This is a genomic window from Methylosinus sp. H3A, assembly GCF_015709455.1.
In the GTDB taxonomy this organism is placed as follows: domain Bacteria; phylum Pseudomonadota; class Alphaproteobacteria; order Rhizobiales; family Beijerinckiaceae; genus Methylosinus.
The window spans coordinates 2,037,007-2,056,631 of the sequence record NZ_JADNQW010000005.1 but is presented as its reverse complement, the minus strand read 5'-3'; the positions used below and the strand labels follow the sequence as shown (position 1 = coordinate 2,056,631).

Genomic DNA, 19,625 nt, shown 5'->3' with positions numbered 1-19,625 from the left:
GGCCGCCCGAGGGCGAGTCGTTCCGCCGATCGAGCCTCGGGGGCGCTTCGGTCTCTTCAACCAGGTCTTAACGACGATGGATGAAAAGAGCGTTTCGCCGCCCGCGCCCCTTTCCCATCGAACTTCCTAGCAGATGGCGGGACAAAGACAAGACGAGGCGTCGTTCGCGACTGCGAGGGCCGTCTCAGGGAGAAGTGTAGAAATGGACGAATCGCCCTTTCCGAGCCGAAGACGCGCGACCGCAGCACTCCGTTTCGCCGTCGCCGTTCTCCTCGCCGCCGCGCTCCTGGCCGCCGCGCCGATGCGCGCCGGCGCGCAGCAGCAGACCGGCTCGGCCTCGGGACTGCCCCTGCCGCGTTATGTCAGCCTCAAATCGGACCGCGTCAATCTGCACGAGGGGCCGAGCAAGGAGCATCCGACGCTCTGGGTGTTCGAGCGGGCCGGCCTTCCGGTGGAAATCACGGCCGAATTCGAGACCTGGCGGAAAATCCGCGATTCCGAGGGAACGGAAGGCTGGGTGCTGCATTCGCTGCTGTCGGGGCGTCGCACGGCCCTCGTCGCGCCCTGGAAGAAGGAGCCGATTCTCGCCTTCGCCAGCGATAGAGCGACGCCGGTGGCGAAACTCTCGCCCGGCGTGGTCGCCAGCCTGCGCCGCTGCGACGGCTCCTGGTGCCGCGTCTCCGGCGAGGGCTTCGACGCCTATGTGAAACAGGAAGGCCTTTGGGGCGTCTATCCGGGGGAAAAGATCGAGTGAGGGCCAGGACGGCTCGCGAGCGCCGCTCAGCCCTCGTCCTTGCAGAGGCGCACCACCACATCGACGCGGGCGATCTTCATGCCGGGCGGCGGCGGCGGCAGATTGGCGACGTCGACGTGAGCGCCGGGAATGTCGACCAGCCCCTCGCTGTCCACCAGAAAATGGTGATGCTCCGAGACATTGGTGTCGAAATAGACGCGCGCGCCATCCACAGCGATCTCGCGCAGCAGGCCGACGTCGGTGAATTGATGCAAAGTGTTGTAGACGGTGGCGAGCGACACCAGCAGATCGGCGGCCAGCGCCTCCTCGAACAGCTTTTCGGCCGTCACATGGCGATCGCCCTTGCCGAACAGCAGCCCGCCGAGCGCGACGCGCTGGCGGGTCGGCCGCATTCCGGCGGCCATCAGCCGGCCGCGCAGCCGCCGAATGGCGTCGACCGGTGCGCGTTCCTTAAATTCGACCGTGACTTGCTCAGCCGTCATCGGCGTATGCCGCCCCTCTTTCCGTCTCTTTGGCTAGAATAGGGAAGCTCGCGCAGCGAGACAACTTTTTCCTCATTGGCCCGCTGTGGGCGGCTCGCCCCCTTTGACCCGGCCGGCGCCTATGTTAACGAATGCGGCTTCCGGCCGGCGGCGCGACCGGAAATCGTCACGTCTAAGACGCAAAAAGGAACATCATGAGCGAACGGCGCTCGTCTTTCGGATATGAGGATCTGCTCGCCTGCGCGCGGGAGGAGCTTTTCGGCCCGGGCAACGCCCAGCTTCCGCTGCCGCCCATGCTCATGTTCGACCGAATCACCGAGATTTTCGAGGAGGGCGGCGAGCACGGCAAAGGCTATGTGCGCGCCGAGCTCGACATCAACCCGAGCCTCTGGTTCTTCGATTGCCATTTCAAAGGCAATCCGGTCATGCCGGGCTGCCTGGGCGTCGATTCGCTGTGGCAGCTCACGGGGTTTTTCCTCGGATGGCTGGATTTGCCGGGCCGCGGCATGGCGCTCGGCGTCGGCGAGGTGAAGTTCAGCGGCCAGGTGCGGCCGCACAACAAGCTCGTCCGCTACGGCGTCGATTTCAAGCGCGTGTTCAAGTCCAAGCTGGTGCTCGGCATCGCCGACGGCTGGGTGGAAGTGGACGGGCAGCGCATTTATGAAGCAAAAGACCTGAAGGTCGGACTCGCCAAGCCCGAAGCCACCTCTTGACGGCCTGACGGGACGCCAATCGGGCGCGCGCGAGACGCCGCCAAATCCAGAGACGGGACGACAGAGCCCGCCGGCGCGAGGGAGCTTAGACATGAGACGAGTGGTCGTGACCGGCATGGGCATCGTGTCGTCCATCGGCAATAATACACAGGAAGTGGTCTCCTCGCTGCATGAGGCGAAGTCCGGCGTCGTCAAGGCGGACAAATACGCCGAGCTCGGCTTCCGCTGCCAGGTGCATGGCGCGCCGACGCTCGACCCCTCGACGCTCGTCGACCGCAGAGCCATGCGCTTCCACGCCATGGGCACGGCTTGGAATCATGTCGCCATGGATCAGGCGATCCTCGACTCCGGCCTCGCGCCGGATGAAATCTCCAATGAGCGCACCGGCATCATCATGGGCTCGGGCGGCCCGTCGACCAAGGTCGTCGTCGAATCGGCCGATATCGCCCGCACCAAAGGGCCCAAGCGCGTCGGCCCCTTCGCCGTGCCCAAGGCCATGTCCTCCACCGCCTCCGCGACGCTGGCCACCTGGTTCAAGATCAAGGGCGTGAACTATTCGATCTCCTCGGCCTGCGCGACCTCCAATCATTGCATCGGCGCAGCCTATGAGCAGATTCAATGGGGCAAGCAGGATGTGATGTTCGCCGGCGGCTGCGAGGAGCTCGAATGGGAGCTCTCCGTGCTGTTCGACGCCATGGGCGCCATGTCCTCCTCCTATAACGACCGGCCGACGACCGCCTCGCGCGCCTATGACAAGAACCGCGACGGCTTCGTCATCGGCGGCGGCGCCGGCGTGCTGGTGCTGGAGGAATATGAGCGGGCCAAGGCGCGCGGCGCGAAAATCTACGCCGAGCTCGCCGGCTATGGCGCGACCTCGGACGGCTACGACATGGTGCAGCCCTCCGGCGAGGGCGCCATTCGTTGCATGCGCCAGGCGCTCGCCGGCGTGAAGGCGCCGATCGACTATATCAATCCGCACGCCACCTCGACTCCGGTCGGCGATCTCAAGGAGATCGAGGCGATTCGCGAAGTGTTCGGCCGCGGCGACAAATGCCCGCCGATCTCGGCGACGAAATCGCTCACCGGCCATTCGCTCGGCGCGACCGGCGTGCAGGAGGCGATCTATTCGCTGCTCATGATGCAGAACGGCTTCATCTGCGAGAGCGCGAACATAGAAGAGCTGGATCCGGAATTCGCCGATATGCCGATCCTGCGCCAGCGGCGCGACAATGTCGCTCTGCGCGCCGTGCTCTCCAATTCCTTCGGTTTCGGCGGCACCAATGCGTCGCTGGTGTTCAAGCACCCCGACGCCTGACGAGATAGGACCATCACGACATGACGGTTTCAACGGGCCTCATGCAGGGCAAACGCGGCCTTGTCATGGGAGTCGCGAATGATCATTCCATCGCCTATGGCATAGCCAGAACGCTGGCGCAGCACGGCGCCTCGCTCGCCTTCACCTATCAGGGCGAGGCGCTCGGCAAACGAGTCCGGCCGATCGCCCAGGAGCTCGGCTCCGATCTGGTGATTCCCTGCGACGTGGAAGACATCGCTTCCGTCGACGCCGTCTTCGCGCGCCTCGCCGAGCAATGGGGCGAGCTCGATTTTGTCGTCCATTCCGTCGGCTATTCGGACAAGAGCGAACTCAAGGGGCTCTACGCCGACACCTCGCGCGAGAATTTCATCCGCACGCTCGTCATCTCCTGCTTCTCCTTCACCGAGGTGGCCAAGCGCGCCGCGGCGCTGATGAAGAACGGCGGGACGATGCTCACCGTCTCCTTCGGCGGCGGCACGCATGTGATGCCGAACTATAATGTGATGGGCGTGGCCAAAGCGGCGCTCGATTCCTCAGTGCGCTATCTGGCGGCCGATTATGGCGCACGCGGCATTCGCGTGAACGCCATCTCGCCCGGGCCCGTTCGCACCATGGCCGGCGCCGGCATCACCGGCGCGCGGGCGATGGGCGCATTCCAAAAGGCGCATGCGCCTTTGCGCCGCATGATCACTCTGGACGAGATCGGCGGCTCGGCGCTCTATTTCCTGTCGGAGCTGTCGGGCGGCGTGACTGGCGAGATTCATCTCGTCGACGCCGGCTACAACATCATGCTGCAGCCGCGCCCCGAAGATTTGAACGGCGGCGCCGCAGCGGCGGATTAGGCTCGCGCGTCACCTCGCCCGCCTTGGCGCTGGCGGCGATCACCGAGAGCCGCGCCAGCTCGACCAGCGTGCCGATATTGGCCTTGGCCATGATATTGGCGCGATGCAGCTCCACGGCGCGCAATTCGAGGCCGAGCCCTTGCGCGATATCGCGGCTCGGGCGGCCCTTGGCGACGCCCGCCAGCACGCGCCTCTCCTCTTCGCTCAGCGCGCCGAAACGCGCGAGGATGGCGTGCGTTTCGGCGTCGATCTCCGCCTCGCCGCGCCGTGCGGCGAGCGCGCGCCGCACGGAAGCGAGCAGCGCCTCGTCGTCGAAAGGCTTTTCCAGAAGATCACTGGCGCCGGCCGCCATCGCCTCCACTGCGAGAGTGGCGCCCGCGGAAGCGGTGATGATCACCACGGGCGGCGTCGCCCCCGAGGCGCGCAGGCGCCGCGTGAGCTCGACGCCGGTCATGTCCGGCAGCCGCATGTCGGCGACGACGCATCCCGTCGTGTCCGGCCCGGCCTCGGCGAGACAATCCTCCGCCGCGCGATAGGCGCGCGGACGAAAGCCGCGCGAGCGGAACATCAGAGTCAGGGCGTCGCGAATCGCCGGATCATCGTCGACGAGATGCACGAACGGCGCTGGTCTCATAGAATGGCCCTTTCCGCGAGAGGGAGTGTGAAGCTGAAGATCGCGCCGCCTTGCGGATTGGGCTCGGCCCATATGCGTCCGCCATGCGCTTCGACGATCGAGCGCGAGATCGACAGGCCTATGCCCATTCCCGTCGCCTTGGTGCTGCGGAAGGGCTCGAACAACGCGCCCGCGCCGTCCTTCAGCCCATGGCCGGTGTCGGCGACATCGAGACGCGCATAGCCGTCGGCGGAGGAGGTGGAGAGCGAGAGCTCCCGCCGCGTCGCGCCATCCATGGCCTCGACGGCGTTGCGCATCAGATTGACGATGACCTGCTGAATCTGCACGCGATCGGCGAGGACGTGGTCGTTCTCGCCCCGGGCCGCGACAACGACCCGCGCGCCCACTTGACGCGCGCCGGCCACGCCGAGCGATTGCGCCTCTTCGACGAGCGTCGCGAGGCTCTGCACCGTCTTCACCGATTCGCCGCGGGTGACGAATTCGCGCAAGCGGCGGACAATGTCGCCGGCCCGCATCGCCTGCGCGCCGGCTTTGGCGAGAATATCCTCGACCTCGGCGCTCTGCTTGGGCTTGCGCTGCAACAGCCAGCGCGCGGTGCGAACATAGGTGGCGATGGCCGAGAAGGGCTGGTTGATCTCATGCGCCAGCGCCCCGGCCAGCTCTCCCATGGCGGCGAGCCGCCCCGCATAGGCGAGTTCCGAGCGCAATTCGCAGAGCAGCGCCTCGGCGGCGCGCTCCTCGGTGAGATCGCGAATGACGGCGATGCGCAGGCGGGCGCCGCGCGTCTCGGTGACCGTCAGCGCGGCCGGAAATGTCGAGTCGTCGGGACGCCGCGCGAGACCGTTTTGCCGCCGCTCCCCGGCCGCGAGGCGGCACTCCGGTAGCAGCAGCGCGGCCCCGACGCCGAGCAGCGCCTCGCTCGCGCAGCGGAACAACGTTCCCGCCGCCGCATTGGCGGCGACCACGACGCCCTTTTCGTCGATCGACAAGATTGCGTCGGTGACGCACTCGAGAATCGCCTCGAGCCGCGCCTCGGCGAGACGCGCCGCATCCTCGGCCGCCATCGCCGTCCGCCGCGATGGCCGTATCGACGCGGGAGCCCGGAGCTCGGCGCGCGAATCGCTCGACGATTGGTCCATCGGCGAGTTCCCTCGAAACCTATGCGCTCTCGAAAAAGCCGGCTGGCCGTCAAACCATCGCCACGGTCGCCGCCTCGGAGTATTCTCCGTTGCTGGCGGGTTTCAATTCGCAATCACGCGCAATGCACAGAATTCGGATGTGAATTGCTCCGCTTCTGCTTTCTTTTCTCCCGCCGAGGAAGAAATGACGCCGCGCAACGTTTTTTCCATTGCCCCCGGCGCCTCCTTTCTGGGCGCCTTCACACGATCTCTGCTGGACGGCGCGATCATTCCGGGCCTTTCCCGCGACAGCGGACCGCTCGCCCTCGCCGCGACGACGATCTATGTGCCGACGCAGCGCGCCGCGCGGGCGTTGGCTGCGCAATTTTCCACGGCGATCGAGGCGCCGGCGGCGCTGCTGCCGCGCATATTGCCGCTGGGCGATCTCGACGAGCAGGAGGCCTCGGCGCTGTTCCACGCCGATCTCGACTCCGGCGACGAAGCTCTGGCTCCGGCGATCGAGGAGCTCGACCGACGGCTGATCCTGGCCGAGCTGGTGCTGCAATGGGCGCGCGCGCTGCGCCATGCGATCGTCGCCATCGATCCGACCGGCGCCGTCGAGCACGACCCGCGCGAGATGCTGCTGATCGCCCCCTCGCCCGCCAGCGCCTATGCGCTCTCCGGCGAGCTGGCGCGGCTCATCGACGAATTCGCGATCGAGAAGCTGGGCGCCGGCGCGCTCGCCGGCCTCGCGGAGGAGGCCTATGATCGATTTTTCGCGATCACCGCCAATTTCCTGCGCATCGCCCTCGACGACTGGCCGAATATTCTCGGCGCCCGCGGCCTCATCGACCGCGCGGCGCGGCAGACCGCGCTGATCGAGGCGCAGATCGCGCATCTCGAGCGCGGCGGCGCGCGCGGCCCGGTGATCGCGCTCGGCTCCACCGGCGCGCATCCGGCGACGGCGCGCCTGCTGGCGGCAATCGCGCGAATGGAGCGCGGCGCGGTGATCCTGCCCGGCCTCGACGCGGCGCTCGACGAGGACGCCTGGCGCAGGGTCGGCGATGATGGCGACGGCGAGCGCGAGGAGCCGAGCTTCACCCATCCGCAGAGTTTGTTGAAGCGTCTCCTTTCCACCCTCGGGGTCACGCGCGAGGAGGTGCGCCCGATCGGCTCGGCGCCCCCCGCGCTGCGGGCGCGGACGCTGCTGCTCGCCGAGGCGCTGCGCCCCGCCGATTGCACCGACCATTGGCGCGACTTCCGCGCCGCCGAGGCGGCTGGTTTTCCGGCCGCGCTCGCCGGCGTCTCCTTCGTCGAGGCGGCGGACGAGCGCGAGGAGGCGCTGGCCCTCGCCCTTTCCATGCGCGAGGCGCTGGAAACGCCGGGCCGCACAGCGGCGCTCATCACGCCGGATCGCGACATCGCCCGACGCGTCTGCGCCGAGCTCGCGCGCTGGGGGATAGAGGTCGACGATTCGGCCGGCCGCCCGCTGGGCGCGACGCCGATCGGCGCTCTGGCGCGGCTCGTCGCCGCCACGGCGGAGGACGGCGCCTCGGCGATCGACGCCGCGGCGCTGCTCGCGCATCCGCTGACGCGCTTCGGCCTCGAGCGCGCCGAGATCGGCCGCCTCGCCCCGCTCGTCGAGATCGCCGTGCTGCGCAATGTCGAGAGCGGCGGCTCCTTCGCCGCAATGGCCGCGCCCGCGCGCCGCCTCGCCGAGGAAACACACGCCCATCCGGCGCTGAAACGGATTTCGCGAGAGGATTGGGACGCCATCGACGATCTCCTCGCCCGGCTCGACGCCGCCCTTTCGCCCCTCGCCACGCTTTCGCCCGAGGCGCGCCTCGGCGAGCGCACGCGCGCCCATGCGCAGGCGCTGGAGAGAATCGCCGGCGAAGAGCCGGCGGGCGACGGAGTCGAGCAGCTTCTCCAGCTCTTCGACGCTCTGGAGGCCTCCGGCAGCGCGCTCGTCTTCGACGCCGCCGGCTACGCTTCTTTCTTCGATCGCCTCACCTTCGAGGCGAGCGCGCCCAGCCCGCGCCGCGCGCATCCGCGTCTCAAAATTCTCGGCCTGCTCGAAGCGCGCCTGCTCGACGCCGATCTCGTGCTGCTCGCCGGGCTCGACGAGACGATCTGGCCGCCTCAGGCCGAATCCGGCGCTTTTCTCAATCGCGCCATGCGCCGGCAATTGGGCCTCTCGCCGCCGGAGCGCCGCATCGGCCAGACCGCGCATGATTTCGCCATGGCCTTCGGCGCGGCGGAGGTGGTGGTGAGCCGCGCGAAAAAACGCGATGGCGCGCCGACCGTGGTCTCGCGCCTCATCGCGCGATTGGCCGCGCTCGCCGGCGACGCCTTCGACGCCTGCAAGGCGCGCGGCGATGAAAAATGCGCGCTCGCGACCGCGCTGGATCGCCCGCAGGAGATTCGCGCCATATCGCGCCCGCTGCCGCGCCCGCCCGTGGAGCTGCGGCCGGCGCGGCTCAGCGTCACGCGCGTCGAAAAATTGCGCCGCGATCCTTACGCCGTCTTCGCCGAGCATATTCTTCGCTTGCCGCCTCTGCCGGCGCTCGGCGCGCCTAAGGGCGCGCGCGAGATCGGCGTCGCCGTTCATGCGGCGCTGGCGAAATTCCAGGAGGCGCATCCGAAAGGTGCGCTGCCCGAGGATGCGCGCGCGCTGCTCCTCGATATCGCGCGCGAGGAGCTCGGCGAATTTTTGGACGATCCCTCCTTCCTCGCCTTCGACTGGCCGCGCATAGAGGCCGGGCTCGATCATGCGCTCGCCTTCGAGCGCGAGCGCCGCGCGGAAGCCCGCGACATCTTCGTCGAGAAAGGCGCCGCCTGGCGTCTGACGCTCGCCGACGGCAGCGTGTTCACCCTCTCCTGCGTCGCCGACCGCATAGAAGTGGACGCCTCCGGCGCGGCTCATGTCTTCGATTACAAGACCGGCAATCCGCCGACGGCGTCGCAGGTCGGCGCGGGCTTCTCGCCGCAGCTCACCTTGGAGGCGGCGATGATCGAGGCCGGCGCTTTCAGCGAGATCGGCGCGCCGCGCGTCGACGGCGCCGCCTATGTGCGCCTGGGCGGCAAGACCGGCGGCGAGACGCTATGGCTGAAATTCAAGGACAAGAGCTTCGCCGAAGTCGTCGCCGAGCATCGCGCCAATCTCTTCGTGCTGCTGAATCAGTTTCGTGATCCGCAAACGCCCTATCCCTCGCGGCCCTGGGTGGAATTCGCCTCGCGCTATGGGGATTACGACCATCTCGCGCGGGTGAAGGAATGGTCCCGCGACGGCGGCGGCGGGGAGGAGTGACGCTTCGCCATGAAGTTACGAAGCGTTCACCAAATTTCTCGAGGCTTCGGCAAGGAATCGGCCGCCGATTTTCGGCGCTCCCGATTCGGACGGTGTTTGTGCGCCTCTCGTGCCAGAATTCCACTTTCGGGACGGCGCGAAGAGGCCGGCCGTTCACCCCTCGCTAAGCCTATGAAGGCGGTGACGCGCCGAGCCGCGAAGACACGGCGTTTACGAAGCGTTCACCATGATGATTGACGCTTCGGCAAGGAATCGACGGCCCATTTTCGGCGCCCCCGATTCGGACGGGGTTTGTGCGCGTCTCGTGCCAGAATTCCACTTTCGGGACGGCGCGAAGAGGCCGGTCATTCACCCCTCGCTAAGCCTATGAAGGCGGTGACGCGCCGAGCCGCGAAGACACGGCGTTTACGAAGCGTTCACCATGATGATTGACGCTTCGGCAAGGAATCGACGGCCCATTTTCGGCGCTCCCGATTCGGACGGGGTTTGTGCGCGTCTCGTGCCAAAATTCCACTTTCGGGACGGCGCGAAGAGGGCGACGGTTCACAATTCGCTAAGCCTATGAAGGCGGTGACGAGCCGAGCCCCGAAAACACGGCGTTTACGTAGCGTTCACCATGATGATTGACGCTTCGGCAAGGAATCGACGGCCCATTTTCATCGCTCCCGATTCGGACGCTGTTTGTCCACATCTCGTACCGCCGCTCCCACTTCGGGACGGCGGAAACGGGCAGCGGATTCACTTTCCGCTAAGCCTATCGACGCGGCTTCCTGCGCTTTGCGCTCAGCGACGAATGAACATCGAAGACGCGAAGCCTTCACCACGCTTTTTGACGTTTCGGCAAGGAATCGGCGGCCGATTTTCGGCGCCCCCGATTCGGACAGGCTTTGTCCACCTCTCGTGCCATTCTTCCCGCTTCGGGACGACGTCGCGCCGCCGAGGATTCACATCTCGCTAAGCAAAAAATCGGAGCCGGGGACGGCGACCGCCTTCGATAGCGGTCAAACTACATTTCTTGTATGGTTTCCGAAACGGCCTTCGATCCTCGTAAATGCCGGATCGACGCACCGCATTCGGACAGGGGCGAGGAATTTGAAATGGCTCTCGAAGGGTCGGATAAAAGCTACAGAAATCGCATCATCTTCGCGAGCCTCGTCGGCACGACGATCGAATTCTTCGACTTCTACATCTACGCCACCGCCGCCGTATCGGTGTTTCCGCTCTTGTTCTTCCCCGCCGGCGCAGGCAGCGCGGCGCTGCTCGCCTCAATGGCGACATTCGGCGTCGCCTTTGTCGCGCGGCCGATCGGCTCCGTGATCTTCGGCCATTTCGGCGATCGCGTCGGGAGAAAAGCGACGCTGGTCGGCTCGCTGCTGCTGATGGGCCTCGCCACTTTCGCCATCGGGCTTCTGCCGACCTATCATCAGATCGGCCTGTTCGCGCCGGTCCTGCTCACCATTTTCCGCTTCAGCCAGGGCGTCGGCCTCGGCGGCGAATGGTCGGGCGCCGCTCTGCTCGCCACAGAGACCGCCGATAAGGGCAAGCGCGCCTGGGCGGCCATGTGGCCACAGCTCGGCGCGCCATTCGGCTTCATTCTCGCCAATGGATTCTTTCTGACGCTCACCATTCTCTTCGCCTTCGATTCGACGCGCGCGACGCCCGACGAGCATTTCCTCGCCTGGGGCTGGCGCCTGCCCTTCCTGCTCTCCATTCTGCTGGTCACGCTCGGCCTCTATGTGCGCTTGAAGCTGCATGAGACGCCGGTGTTCGCGCGCGCATTGGAGCGCGGCGAGAAATTGAAATCGCCGCTCGCCCATGTGTTTCGCAACAATGCGAAAGAGCTTTTGCTCGGCACATTCATCATGGTCGCGACCTATGGTCTCTTCTATCTGATGACGACGTGGATTCTGTCCTATGGCATAGGCAAGGTCGCGCTCGGCAATCTCGGCATAGGCTATCGCGATTTTCTCGTGCTGCAGCTCATTTCGGTGCTGTTCTTTGCCGGCTTCATCCCGGTCTCAGGGCATCTCGCCGACAGCATCGGACGCCGCAAGCTGCTGCTGATCGTGACGGCGGCAATCGTGCTGTTCGGCCTCTCCTTCCGCTTCTTCCTCTCCAAGGATATCATCGGAACCGGCGAGAGCGCCAATCGCGGGCTCATTCTCGTTTTCCTCAGCCTAGGCATGTCGCTGATGGGGCTCACCTTCGGGCCCATGTCGGCTATATTGCCGGAGCTCTTTCCCACCAACACGCGCTATACGGGCTCGGGCGTCTCCTATAATCTCGCCTCCATACTCGGCGCGGCGCTGACGCCCTTCGTGGCGACATGGATCGCGCAAAATTACGGAGCGGAATCGGTCGGCCTCTATCTCGCTGCGCTCGGCGCCTCGACGATCACCGCGCTGATCTTCACCAAGGAGACGAAGGCGACCGATCTCGACAGCATGATCGACGAGGTGGTCGCCGAGAATATCGAGAAGACATCGCCGTAGAGCGCTTTCCGATCGAACGGAATTCGCTCCGAATGGAAGCTGGATGAGCGACAGACGCCCCATCGCCAAGGACACGCGGGAGCGGCAACGCGCCGCTTCCGATCCTGCGCAATCGGCCTGGGTCGCGGCGCATGCGGGCTCGGGCAAGACGCATGTTCTCTCGCAGCGCGTGGTGCGGCTGCTGCTCGCCGGCGCGCCGCCCTCGCGCATTTTGTGCCTCACTTACACAAAGGCGGCGGCCGCCAATATGGCGGCGCGCATTTTCGATATTCTCGCCGGCTGGGCGCTGCTCGACGATGAAGCGCTGACCGCCGCCATTCTCGCCACCGGCGCGCCACAGCCGTCTCGCACGGAACTCGTCTTCGCGCGGCGTCTGTTCGCGCGCACGGTGGAGACGCCCGGCGGGCTGAAGATTCAGACCATCCACGCCTTTTGTGAAAGGATTCTGCATCTCTTTCCCTTCGAGGCCAATGTCGCTGCGTCGTTCCGCGTGCTCGACGATCTCGAGCGCGCCGAATTGCTGGAGCGCGCGCGGCGGCAGACGCTCGCCCGCGCCGTGCTGGACGAAGGCGAGTTGCGCGCGGCGCTGGAGACGGTGTCGCGTCTTTGTTCCGGCGGCGGCTTCGACGAGCTGATCGCGGAATTGCTCGGCCATCGCGCGGCGCATCGCAATTTGTCGTCGGGCGATTATGCGGAATTGCTGCGCGAGCGCTTGGGGCTGCGCGAGGGAGAGACGCTCGAGAATGTGGAGCGGGAGATCGTCGAGGGCGGGATCGGCCCCCGTGACTGGAATGGAATTGCGCAGGCGCTGCGCGGCGGCGGGGCGAATGATGGGAAGCTCGCGACGCAATTGATGATCGCGGCAGGGTTGGCGGGCCCCCTCCCCGGCCCTCCCCCGCTGTGCGGGAGAGGGGGCGCTAGCGATCGGCTCAGCGCATGTGTCGAAGAATTTCTCGCCGTCTTCTTCAAGAAGGACGGCGAGCCGCGCGGACTCGGCAAGCAGAAGATAATTTCCGCCGCTCTGCAAAAGCAGCAGCCCGCATTGCTGGCTCGGCTCGAGGAGGAGCGCGATCGTCTCGTTCCGCTGGCGGAAAAACGCAAGGCGGCGGCGGCGCTGGATCGCTCCATGGCGCTGGCGCGGATCGGCGACGCCATTCTCTCCGCCTATGAGCGGATGAAGAGCAATCGCGGCCTCTTCGATTTCGACGATCTCATCGAGCGCACGCGCCGGCTGTTTCGGAGCTCGAGCCCGTCCTGGGTGCTCTACAAGCTCGATTCGCGCATCGATCATATTCTCGTCGACGAGGCGCAGGATACGAGCGCCGCGCAATGGGACATATTGGCCGCGCTCGCCGATGAATTTTGCGCCGGCGCCGGCGCCACACGGCGCATCCGCACCTTTTTCGCCGTGGGCGACGAGAAACAGTCGATCTTCTCCTTCCAGGGCGCGGCGCCGGAGAAATTCGACGCCATGCGCCGCGATTTCGCGCGCCGTTTTCGCGACGCCGAGCTCGGCTTCGAGACGGTGCGGCTGACGCGCTCCTTCCGCTCCTCGCCGCAAGTGCTCGGCGCGGTGGATATCGTCTTCTCCGTGGAGGAGAATCGCCGAGGCCTCGCGGCGGATCGCGACGAGCCCGCGCCATTGCACGAGGCCTGGAAGACCGATGTGCCGGGCCTCGTCGAAATTTGGGAGCCGGAGGCGTCCGCGGGCGCAGAGGCGCCGCAGGATTGGCGGCTGCCGCTCGACTATGTGAACGAGGCCGGCCCGCCGGCGCGGCTCGCGCGCAAGATCGCGCGCAAGGTGAAGGCGCTGCTCGCGCCGCAAAATGGCGAAAGCGTCGAGGACAAAGGCGTGATGCGCGCCGTGCGGCCCGGCGATGTGATGATCCTCGTGCGCAAGCGCGACGCTTTTTTCGAAGGCGTCATTCGCGCGCTGAAGGCGGAGGGAATTCCGGTCGCCGGCGCCGATCGTCTCGATCTCTCCGGCCACATCGCGGTGATGGACCTAGTCGCGCTCGGCCGCGTCGCGCTGCTGCGCGAGGATGATCTCACCCTCGCGACATTGCTGAAATCGCCGCTCCTCGGCTTCACCGACGACGACCTCATCGCCCTCGCGCCCAAGCGCGAAGGCGCGCTCATCGCGGCGCTCGTCGCTTCTCCGCAGGCGCCGCACCGAGAGGCGGCGACGCTGATCGAGCATTGGTCGGAAGAAGCGCGCAGCCGCGCGCCCTTCGACTTCTACAGCCATATACTGAGCGCCGGCGGCGGGCGGGAGAAGCTGGTCGGGCGGCTCGGCCAGGAGGCCAATGACGCGATCGACGAATTCCTGCGCCTCGCCCTCTCCTTCGAGCGCGAGCAGGCGCAGGGCCTCGTCGGATTTCTCGCCGGCGTCGAGAGCTTGCAGCTCTCCGTCAAGCGCGACATGGAGGCCGCAGGCGACGCGGTGCGCGTGATGACGGTGCATGCCTCCAAAGGGCTGGAGGCGAAGATCGTCTTTTTGCCGGACACTTGCGGCGGCCCCTCCGGCCGGCACGATCCCAAAATCTTCCGGCTCGGCGAGGAGGATGGCGCGACGCTGGTCTGGTCGACCACGATGGCCGCCGATCCGCCCGCTGTGGCCAGCGCGCGCGAGGCGCTGCGCGAGGCGGCGCGGGAGGAGCATCGCCGGCTGCTCTATGTGGCGCTGACGCGCGCCGAGGAGCGGCTCTATGTCGGCGGCTTCCACGGGCCGGCGGGTCGCGGCGCCGGCTGCTGGCACGACGCCATTCGTAATGCGCTCGAGCCCGCCTGCGAGCGAGCGCCCGACCCGCTCGACGAGACGAAAGAGATTTTGCGCTATGGCGCGCCTGCGCGCGGCGCGACGACGGCCGGGGAAGTCGGCGGAACCGCGGCTGTCGTCGTCCCGGCCTATGCGAGCGAGCCCGCCCCGGCCGAGCGCGCGCCGACGCCGCCATTGCGGCCGGCGACAGCGCTGGCGGCGGCCGATCCCTTCGCCGCCGAGGAGGAGCCCGCGGCGCCGACGCGGCGCGACCGCGAGCGGCTGCTCGTCGGACGGCTCACCCATGCGCTGCTGCAACGCCTGCCGGACACGCCGCCGGAGCGGCGCGTCGAGGCGGCGCTGCGCTTTCTGGAGCTGCGCGGCGCGCCGCTCGATGCGGCGGAGCGCCAGCGGCTCGTCTCCGCCGTGCTCGGCGTCATCGGCCACGCCTCGCTCGCGCCTTTGTTCGGGCCGGGCTCGGCGCCGGAGGTGGAGATCGTCGCAAGGCTCGAGGGGCCGCGCGGCGAGATCGCCATTTGCGGTCGCATCGACCGGCTCGCCGAGACGGAAACAGACGTCATCGTCGCCGATTTCAAGACCGGCGCGCCGCGCCATCCGGCGACGCCGGCGCAATTGCGTCAGCTCGCCGTCTATCGCGCCGCGGCGCTGCGGCTCTATCCCGACAAGCGGGTCCGCTGCGCGCTGATCTTCACCCAGAGCGCGACGATAGAGGAGCCGGAGCCCGAAGCGCTGGACGCCGCGCTGGAGGAGATTTTGCGGGAGGTGTGAGCCACGGGAAAAGCCCGACGCGCTTCGTCGAGCGGAACCGGATTGAAAAACTGCGCGCGATCGGCCGATGATAGAGTCATAATCATTTCGAGGAGGTCGATCCGATGCGCTTCCCGCCCCTGATCGCCATTTGCGCAATCCTGTTTTTTGCGGTCGCGAGCGCGGCTTCCGGCGGCGTCGCAGAGGGCGAGGCGGCGCTGGAAGCGGGCGACTTTCCCCGCGCGATCAGTGAGCTGACGCCTGTCGCCGAGAGCGGAAACGCCGCCGCTCAGTCGCGCCTCGGTCTCGTCTATGAGATGTCAGGCGTCTCGAGAATGAGAGACGAAGCAAGGGCGGCGCGATATTGGACCTCGGCTTTCACCTGGTATTCCCGCGCCGCGGAGCAGAACATCGTGAGAGCGCAAAGGCGCGTCGCGGAACTGCTTCGTGTGGGACTGGGCGCGCCCGTGGATGCGACGAAAGCCGATGAATGGGATCGCCGGGCCAATGCGATTCTGCGCGAACGCGCGGAAAATGGCGATGCGGACGCGCAAGCGGCCCTGGCGACGGCCTTCGACCTCGGCCAAGGAGTCGTCAAAGACGCGAAGGAGGCCGCAAAATGGCGGCGCACGGCGGCCCGCCGAGGACATGCGGTGGCGATCAACGCTCTCGGCGTCCAATACGCCCGCGGCAATGGAGTCGAGAAGGATCCGGTTCTCGCCCATGCGCTATTCGCGATAGCGGGCCGCATCGCGCGCGCCAAAGGGGAAGACGACATCGCCTATCGCCAAAATCAGGACGGATCGGGCGCACGGCTTTCTGCGGACCAAAGAAACAAAGCACTCGCAATTGCGGACCAATGGCGCACCGGCCTCGATTTGCCTGAAAGCTCCGACAAAATTTGAAACGGCCGGGCGCGCCGGAACCGGCGCGATTTCGATTCGACGAGAGGAATGGGATCATGCAGATCGATCGCGGGGACCGCATCGCCCCGCTGCCTTCGCCGGAGAGAAGCCGCGTCTGGATCGGCGCTGTCGTGGCGGTCGCGGCCGCTTTCGGGCTGGCCTTCGTCACCGTTCCAGAGCTCGTCGACTTCATGCGCCGCGAGGCCTATATGGCGGCGAGCGCGATCGGCGCGCCGACCCCGGCCGACGAATATGCGCCCGTCTATGACCGGCTGGAGATGGAGCCGCTGCGGGCCGGCCTCGTCGCCTCGCCCAAAATTTCCGCCCCGCTCGCCAAGCTGCTGCGCGAGCCCTGCGACAAGCGCGCCATCGCCGCTTTGGCCGAGGCGCTGACTGTCGAGGCGGAGGAGCGCGCCGCCGCCCGCGCCTATCGCGGCTTTGCCGCCGCTTGCCCCGACAGCGCGATGGAGAAGGGCCGCGCGAGCGAGCTGTTCCTGCGCCTCGGCGACGCCGACAGCGCCTTGAAGATCGCCGATGCGCTGATCTCCGAGCAGCCGATTTTTCCGGATTTTCATTATCTGCGCGCGCGGGCGCTTTTTGCCGCCAAGCGCTATGACGCGGCGATCAGCGAATATAAAACGACGATCGAGCTGTTCCACGATCGCGCCAAGGTCAATGAGAAGCTGTTCATCGATCTCGCCAACGCCTATGTCGCGGTCGGCAAGCCCTGCGATGCGGCTTTTACGCTGTATTCCTGGATCGCGCTCGACCCGCCTCGTCGCGGCACCTCCGGAGCGCGCAAGCGCGTCGAGGAATATGGCGCGATCGGCTGCCGCAATCTCCCCACCTTCGACGAGCCGAAGAAATTATAAGGGATTTTCGACGATCGAAATGAAGTTTCCTTCACGTCGAGGAGCAGCCGAAGGCCGCCTCTCGAAGCATTAGGGGATTTCATGCGCGGGCTTCTGGAGTTCCCCCTCGCGCTTTTAAGACGGCTCCCGTGGAGCCTCCTCTGCAAGAGCGGGAGGTCGCCGCCTCTGCTGGAAGACGGCGTTCGCGCGGAAAGCGCTCACAGCTTGGAGACGACGACGAGGCGCTTGACCTCGCCGCGCTCGAAGGCGCGCAGGAAGGCGGCGTAGTTCCTGAACGAGATGCAGCCGTTGGAGTCGCCGCGCGGGCCGAGCATATAAGTATGGGCCAGCAGGCCGGCGCGGCCGAAGATCGCGCCCTCGCCGCCGACCGGCGTCAGCCTTATCGCGCGCACGCCGTGGAAGAGGCTCTCGCGGAAGGTGAGATCATAGGTATGCGGCGGCGTCGCGCCATGCATGCGCACATGCACGAAGCGCGGATCGTCGAATTTGTCGCCGAGTCCCGAATGCGCCTCGAGACGCGTGCCGTCCGGCAGATAGACCGTATGCGCGCTGATGTCGTAGACGGCCGTTTGATTGTCATAGGCGGAAGTCGGATTGCGCGTCACGGAGCGCAGGCCGTCGAACAGCCCCGTCTCCGGCGCCGCATAGGCGAGCGCCTTGCCGGTCGGCTGCAGCGGGCCGAAGACTTTCTCGAAGAAGGAGCGGCTGTCCTCCTCCGGCGCCGGCGCGGAGGCCGTTTTGCGCGCGCCGCGCGTGGCGGGGACGATGGGCGCATGGACCCGCAGGCCGAATTCGGACGGACGCGGCGGCGGCAGCGGCGCGCTCTCGTCCTCCTCCTCGGCGATTTGTCGCGCAGCGGTCGCCGGCTCGAGCCCGACGTCCTTGCGGGCCGGGGGCGGCGGCGCCACGACGGGCGCAGGCTGCGGCGTCTCGAGCGAGGCGACGACGGCTTTCGGCGCCGCATGCGCGCGCAGATCGCCGACGAGCACGCCGAAGGGAATGGCGAAGGACGGGGACGCCGTCGACGCCGTGGTCTCGGCCGGAGAATCGATCTCGATCGCAGCGACGGGCGGAGACGGCGCCTCGGCGGCGCGCTCGGCGTTCCGCATCGCCAGACCCGCGAGGCCGCCCACGGTGAGGGCGCCGGCGAGGAAGAGTGTCGTGGTCAGGATACGGCGAGAAATTTCACGGCGCAGCAATGAATTGAGCAAGCATCGTTCACCGGGACTCTTTCTCATCCACCCCCACTTTCGGAATGACTTCCGTTACTCACTCTGTCGAAGCGCTTCTATCGAAGCCTCTCGACTACGCCACACGCGCCCGGACCGAGGTTTGATCTCTCCGATCCCGGGCATTTTCGAGAAACTGAAGTTACAATTTGGCGGTTTTTTGTCCGCTCTAAGTAGCTTTAGCGCAAGTATTGGCGAGCTCGACAAGTCGAACGCTTTCGTTCGACTCCAAGGCGATCAACGTGAGCTTCACCGACCTCGGGAGGGAATTACGCCCGAATATAGTAAACATTTCCGTAAAACCTTCGCATAATCTCGCCGGCGCGAATGTGCGGCCACGCGACGCGAAGACGCGTGCGCCAAAAGCGCTTTCCTTCTATATTCACTGCTTCCGAAGGAGCTTCGCATGAGCGGAGAGATCGCCAATTCGCACATGAACCGCGTGCGCTCGGTCGTCGCGGACGAGGCCGCGCCGGCGCGATCGGCTGTCGCCGCCTCCTGGCGGCGCTGTGTCGAGCTGCATGGGCTCGACCCTGAGGCGGCCCGCGCGCCCGACATTCTCACCGAGACGCAATTGCGGGCGGCGCGCGAGCGGCTGGAGCCGCTGGCCCGCGTCGCGCAAGGCGTCATGGAGCGACTCGCCGCCGCGATCGGCGATCTGGGCTGCTGCGTGCTGCTCGCCGACGCGCAGGGCGTGCCGCTGGAGCGGCGCGGCTCGGCCTCGGACGCCTCCGTCTTCGACACACGGGGGCTGCGGCCCGGCGCGCTCTGGAGCGAGGCGCATCAAGGCACCAACGCCATAGGCGCCGCGCTCGTCGAGGAGCGCGCTCTGACGATCCATCGCGACCAGCATTTTCACACGCGCAACACTGGGCTGAGCTGCACGGCCGCGCCGATCTACGACCATCTCGGCCGGCTCGCGGCCGCGCTCGACGTGTCCTCCTGCCGCGAGACTCTCGCCGAAGGCCTGACCAATCTGCTCTCCGTCGCGGTCGTCGACGCCGCGCGGACGATCGAGGCGCTGAACTTCCGCCGCGCCTTCGCCGAGGCGCGAATTCTGCTCTCGCCCCAGGCGGATCGAAACGCCGCCTCGCTGATCGCTGTCGATCGCCACGATCTCGTCATCGGCGCGACGCGGGCGGCGCGGCTCGAACTCGGCGTCACCGACTCCCGCATCGCCGCGCAGCTGGCGGCGGCCGATCTGCTCTCCGGCCCCGCCGAGGCGGAGGCCGAGCAGCAAAAGACGGCGCTCGAAGACGCCGAGCGCGGCGCCATCCGCCGCGCGCTCGCCCACGCCAATGGCAATGTGACGGCGGCGGCGCGGCTCTTGGGCGTGAGCCGCGCCACGCTGCACCGTAAGCTCGGCCGACTCGGATTGTCGTAATCCGAGTCGAAATTCTATTTTATATCGAATACATAAAGCGCGCAGAGTC

Annotated in this window: 14 protein-coding genes; 10 read left to right on the top strand and 4 right to left on the bottom strand. The window is 66.8% G+C overall.

Annotated elements, in window-relative coordinates:
- The first annotated feature begins 202 nt into the window (after nucleotides 1-202).
- Entirely contained in the window at nucleotides 203-754 is a 552-nt protein-coding gene (locus tag IY145_RS12625; RefSeq protein WP_196408537.1) for an SH3 domain-containing protein, read from the top strand.
- A gap of 26 nt (nucleotides 755-780) precedes the next feature.
- On the opposite strand, the gene irrA is transcribed toward IY145_RS12625, so the two are convergent.
- The gene (irrA, locus tag IY145_RS12620) at nucleotides 781-1,236 is read right to left on the bottom strand and encodes an iron response transcriptional regulator IrrA (protein WP_409455302.1); all 456 of its coding nucleotides are present in this window, start codon (nucleotides 1,234-1,236) and stop codon (nucleotides 781-783) included.
- Between the two features lie 194 nt (nucleotides 1,237-1,430).
- On the opposite strand from irrA, the gene fabA reads away from it, so the two are divergent.
- The 3 genes from fabA to fabI all read left to right on the top strand — a co-directional run bounded on the left by fabA (nucleotide 1,431) and on the right by fabI (nucleotide 4,106).
- On the top strand, nucleotides 1,431-1,949 hold the full coding sequence (gene fabA, locus IY145_RS12615; RefSeq protein WP_196408536.1) for a 3-hydroxyacyl-[acyl-carrier-protein] dehydratase FabA: 519 nt from the start codon (nucleotides 1,431-1,433) through the stop codon (nucleotides 1,947-1,949).
- Between the two features lie 91 nt (nucleotides 1,950-2,040).
- The gene (gene fabB, locus IY145_RS12610) at nucleotides 2,041-3,264 is read left to right on the top strand and encodes a beta-ketoacyl-ACP synthase I (protein WP_196408535.1); all 1,224 of its coding nucleotides are present in this window, start codon (nucleotides 2,041-2,043) and stop codon (nucleotides 3,262-3,264) included.
- A gap of 20 nt (nucleotides 3,265-3,284) precedes the next feature.
- On the top strand, nucleotides 3,285-4,106 hold the full coding sequence (fabI, locus tag IY145_RS12605) for an enoyl-ACP reductase FabI (protein ID WP_196408534.1): 822 nt from the start codon (nucleotides 3,285-3,287) through the stop codon (nucleotides 4,104-4,106).
- Here fabI and IY145_RS12600 read toward each other — a convergent pair.
- The gene (locus IY145_RS12600) at nucleotides 4,051-4,740 is read right to left on the bottom strand and encodes a response regulator transcription factor (protein ID WP_196408533.1); all 690 of its coding nucleotides are present in this window, start codon (nucleotides 4,738-4,740) and stop codon (nucleotides 4,051-4,053) included. The genes fabI and IY145_RS12600 overlap by 56 nt on opposite strands.
- Nucleotides 4,737-5,804, bottom strand: coding sequence for a sensor histidine kinase (locus IY145_RS12595; protein ID WP_246721996.1), 1,068 nt, complete (start codon nucleotides 5,802-5,804; stop codon nucleotides 4,737-4,739). Before IY145_RS12595 ends, IY145_RS12600 begins: the two co-directional genes overlap by 4 nt.
- Nucleotides 5,805-6,063: 259 nt before the next feature.
- Here IY145_RS12595 and addB point away from each other — a divergent pair, with 259 nt between their 5' ends.
- The 5 genes from addB to IY145_RS12570 all read left to right on the top strand — a co-directional run bounded on the left by addB (nucleotide 6,064) and on the right by IY145_RS12570 (nucleotide 16,963).
- On the top strand, nucleotides 6,064-9,168 hold the full coding sequence (gene addB / locus IY145_RS12590; RefSeq protein ID WP_196408531.1) for a double-strand break repair protein AddB: 3,105 nt from the start codon (nucleotides 6,064-6,066) through the stop codon (nucleotides 9,166-9,168).
- A 1,097-nt stretch (nucleotides 9,169-10,265) separates the two neighbouring features.
- Complete coding sequence (locus IY145_RS12585) at nucleotides 10,266-11,660, top strand: MFS transporter (protein WP_196408530.1); 1,395 nt, start codon at nucleotides 10,266-10,268, stop codon at nucleotides 11,658-11,660.
- Nucleotides 11,661-11,703: 43 nt separating this feature from the next.
- Nucleotides 11,704-15,207 (top strand): double-strand break repair helicase AddA, encoded by a 3,504-nt coding sequence (addA, locus tag IY145_RS12580; RefSeq protein WP_196408529.1) that lies wholly within the window; start codon nucleotides 11,704-11,706, stop codon nucleotides 15,205-15,207.
- Between the two features lie 104 nt (nucleotides 15,208-15,311).
- Nucleotides 15,312-16,091: a tetratricopeptide repeat protein gene (locus IY145_RS12575; protein WP_196408528.1), complete on the top strand. Its 780-nt coding sequence runs from the start codon at nucleotides 15,312-15,314 to the stop codon at nucleotides 16,089-16,091.
- A 56-nt stretch (nucleotides 16,092-16,147) separates the two neighbouring features.
- The gene (locus IY145_RS12570) at nucleotides 16,148-16,963 is read left to right on the top strand and encodes a lipopolysaccharide assembly protein LapB (RefSeq protein WP_196408527.1); all 816 of its coding nucleotides are present in this window, start codon (nucleotides 16,148-16,150) and stop codon (nucleotides 16,961-16,963) included.
- 197 nt (nucleotides 16,964-17,160) lie between these two features.
- Here IY145_RS12570 and IY145_RS12565 read toward each other — a convergent pair whose 3' ends face one another.
- A complete protein-coding gene (locus IY145_RS12565; RefSeq protein ID WP_246721995.1) occupies nucleotides 17,161-18,174 on the bottom strand; it encodes a DUF2778 domain-containing protein in 1,014 nt (337 codons plus the stop codon).
- 424 nt (nucleotides 18,175-18,598) lie between these two features.
- On the opposite strand from IY145_RS12565, the gene IY145_RS12560 reads away from it, so the two are divergent.
- The gene (locus tag IY145_RS12560) at nucleotides 18,599-19,576 is read left to right on the top strand and encodes a helix-turn-helix domain-containing protein (RefSeq protein ID WP_196408525.1); all 978 of its coding nucleotides are present in this window, start codon (nucleotides 18,599-18,601) and stop codon (nucleotides 19,574-19,576) included.
- Nucleotides 19,577-19,625: the final 49 nt, after the last annotated feature.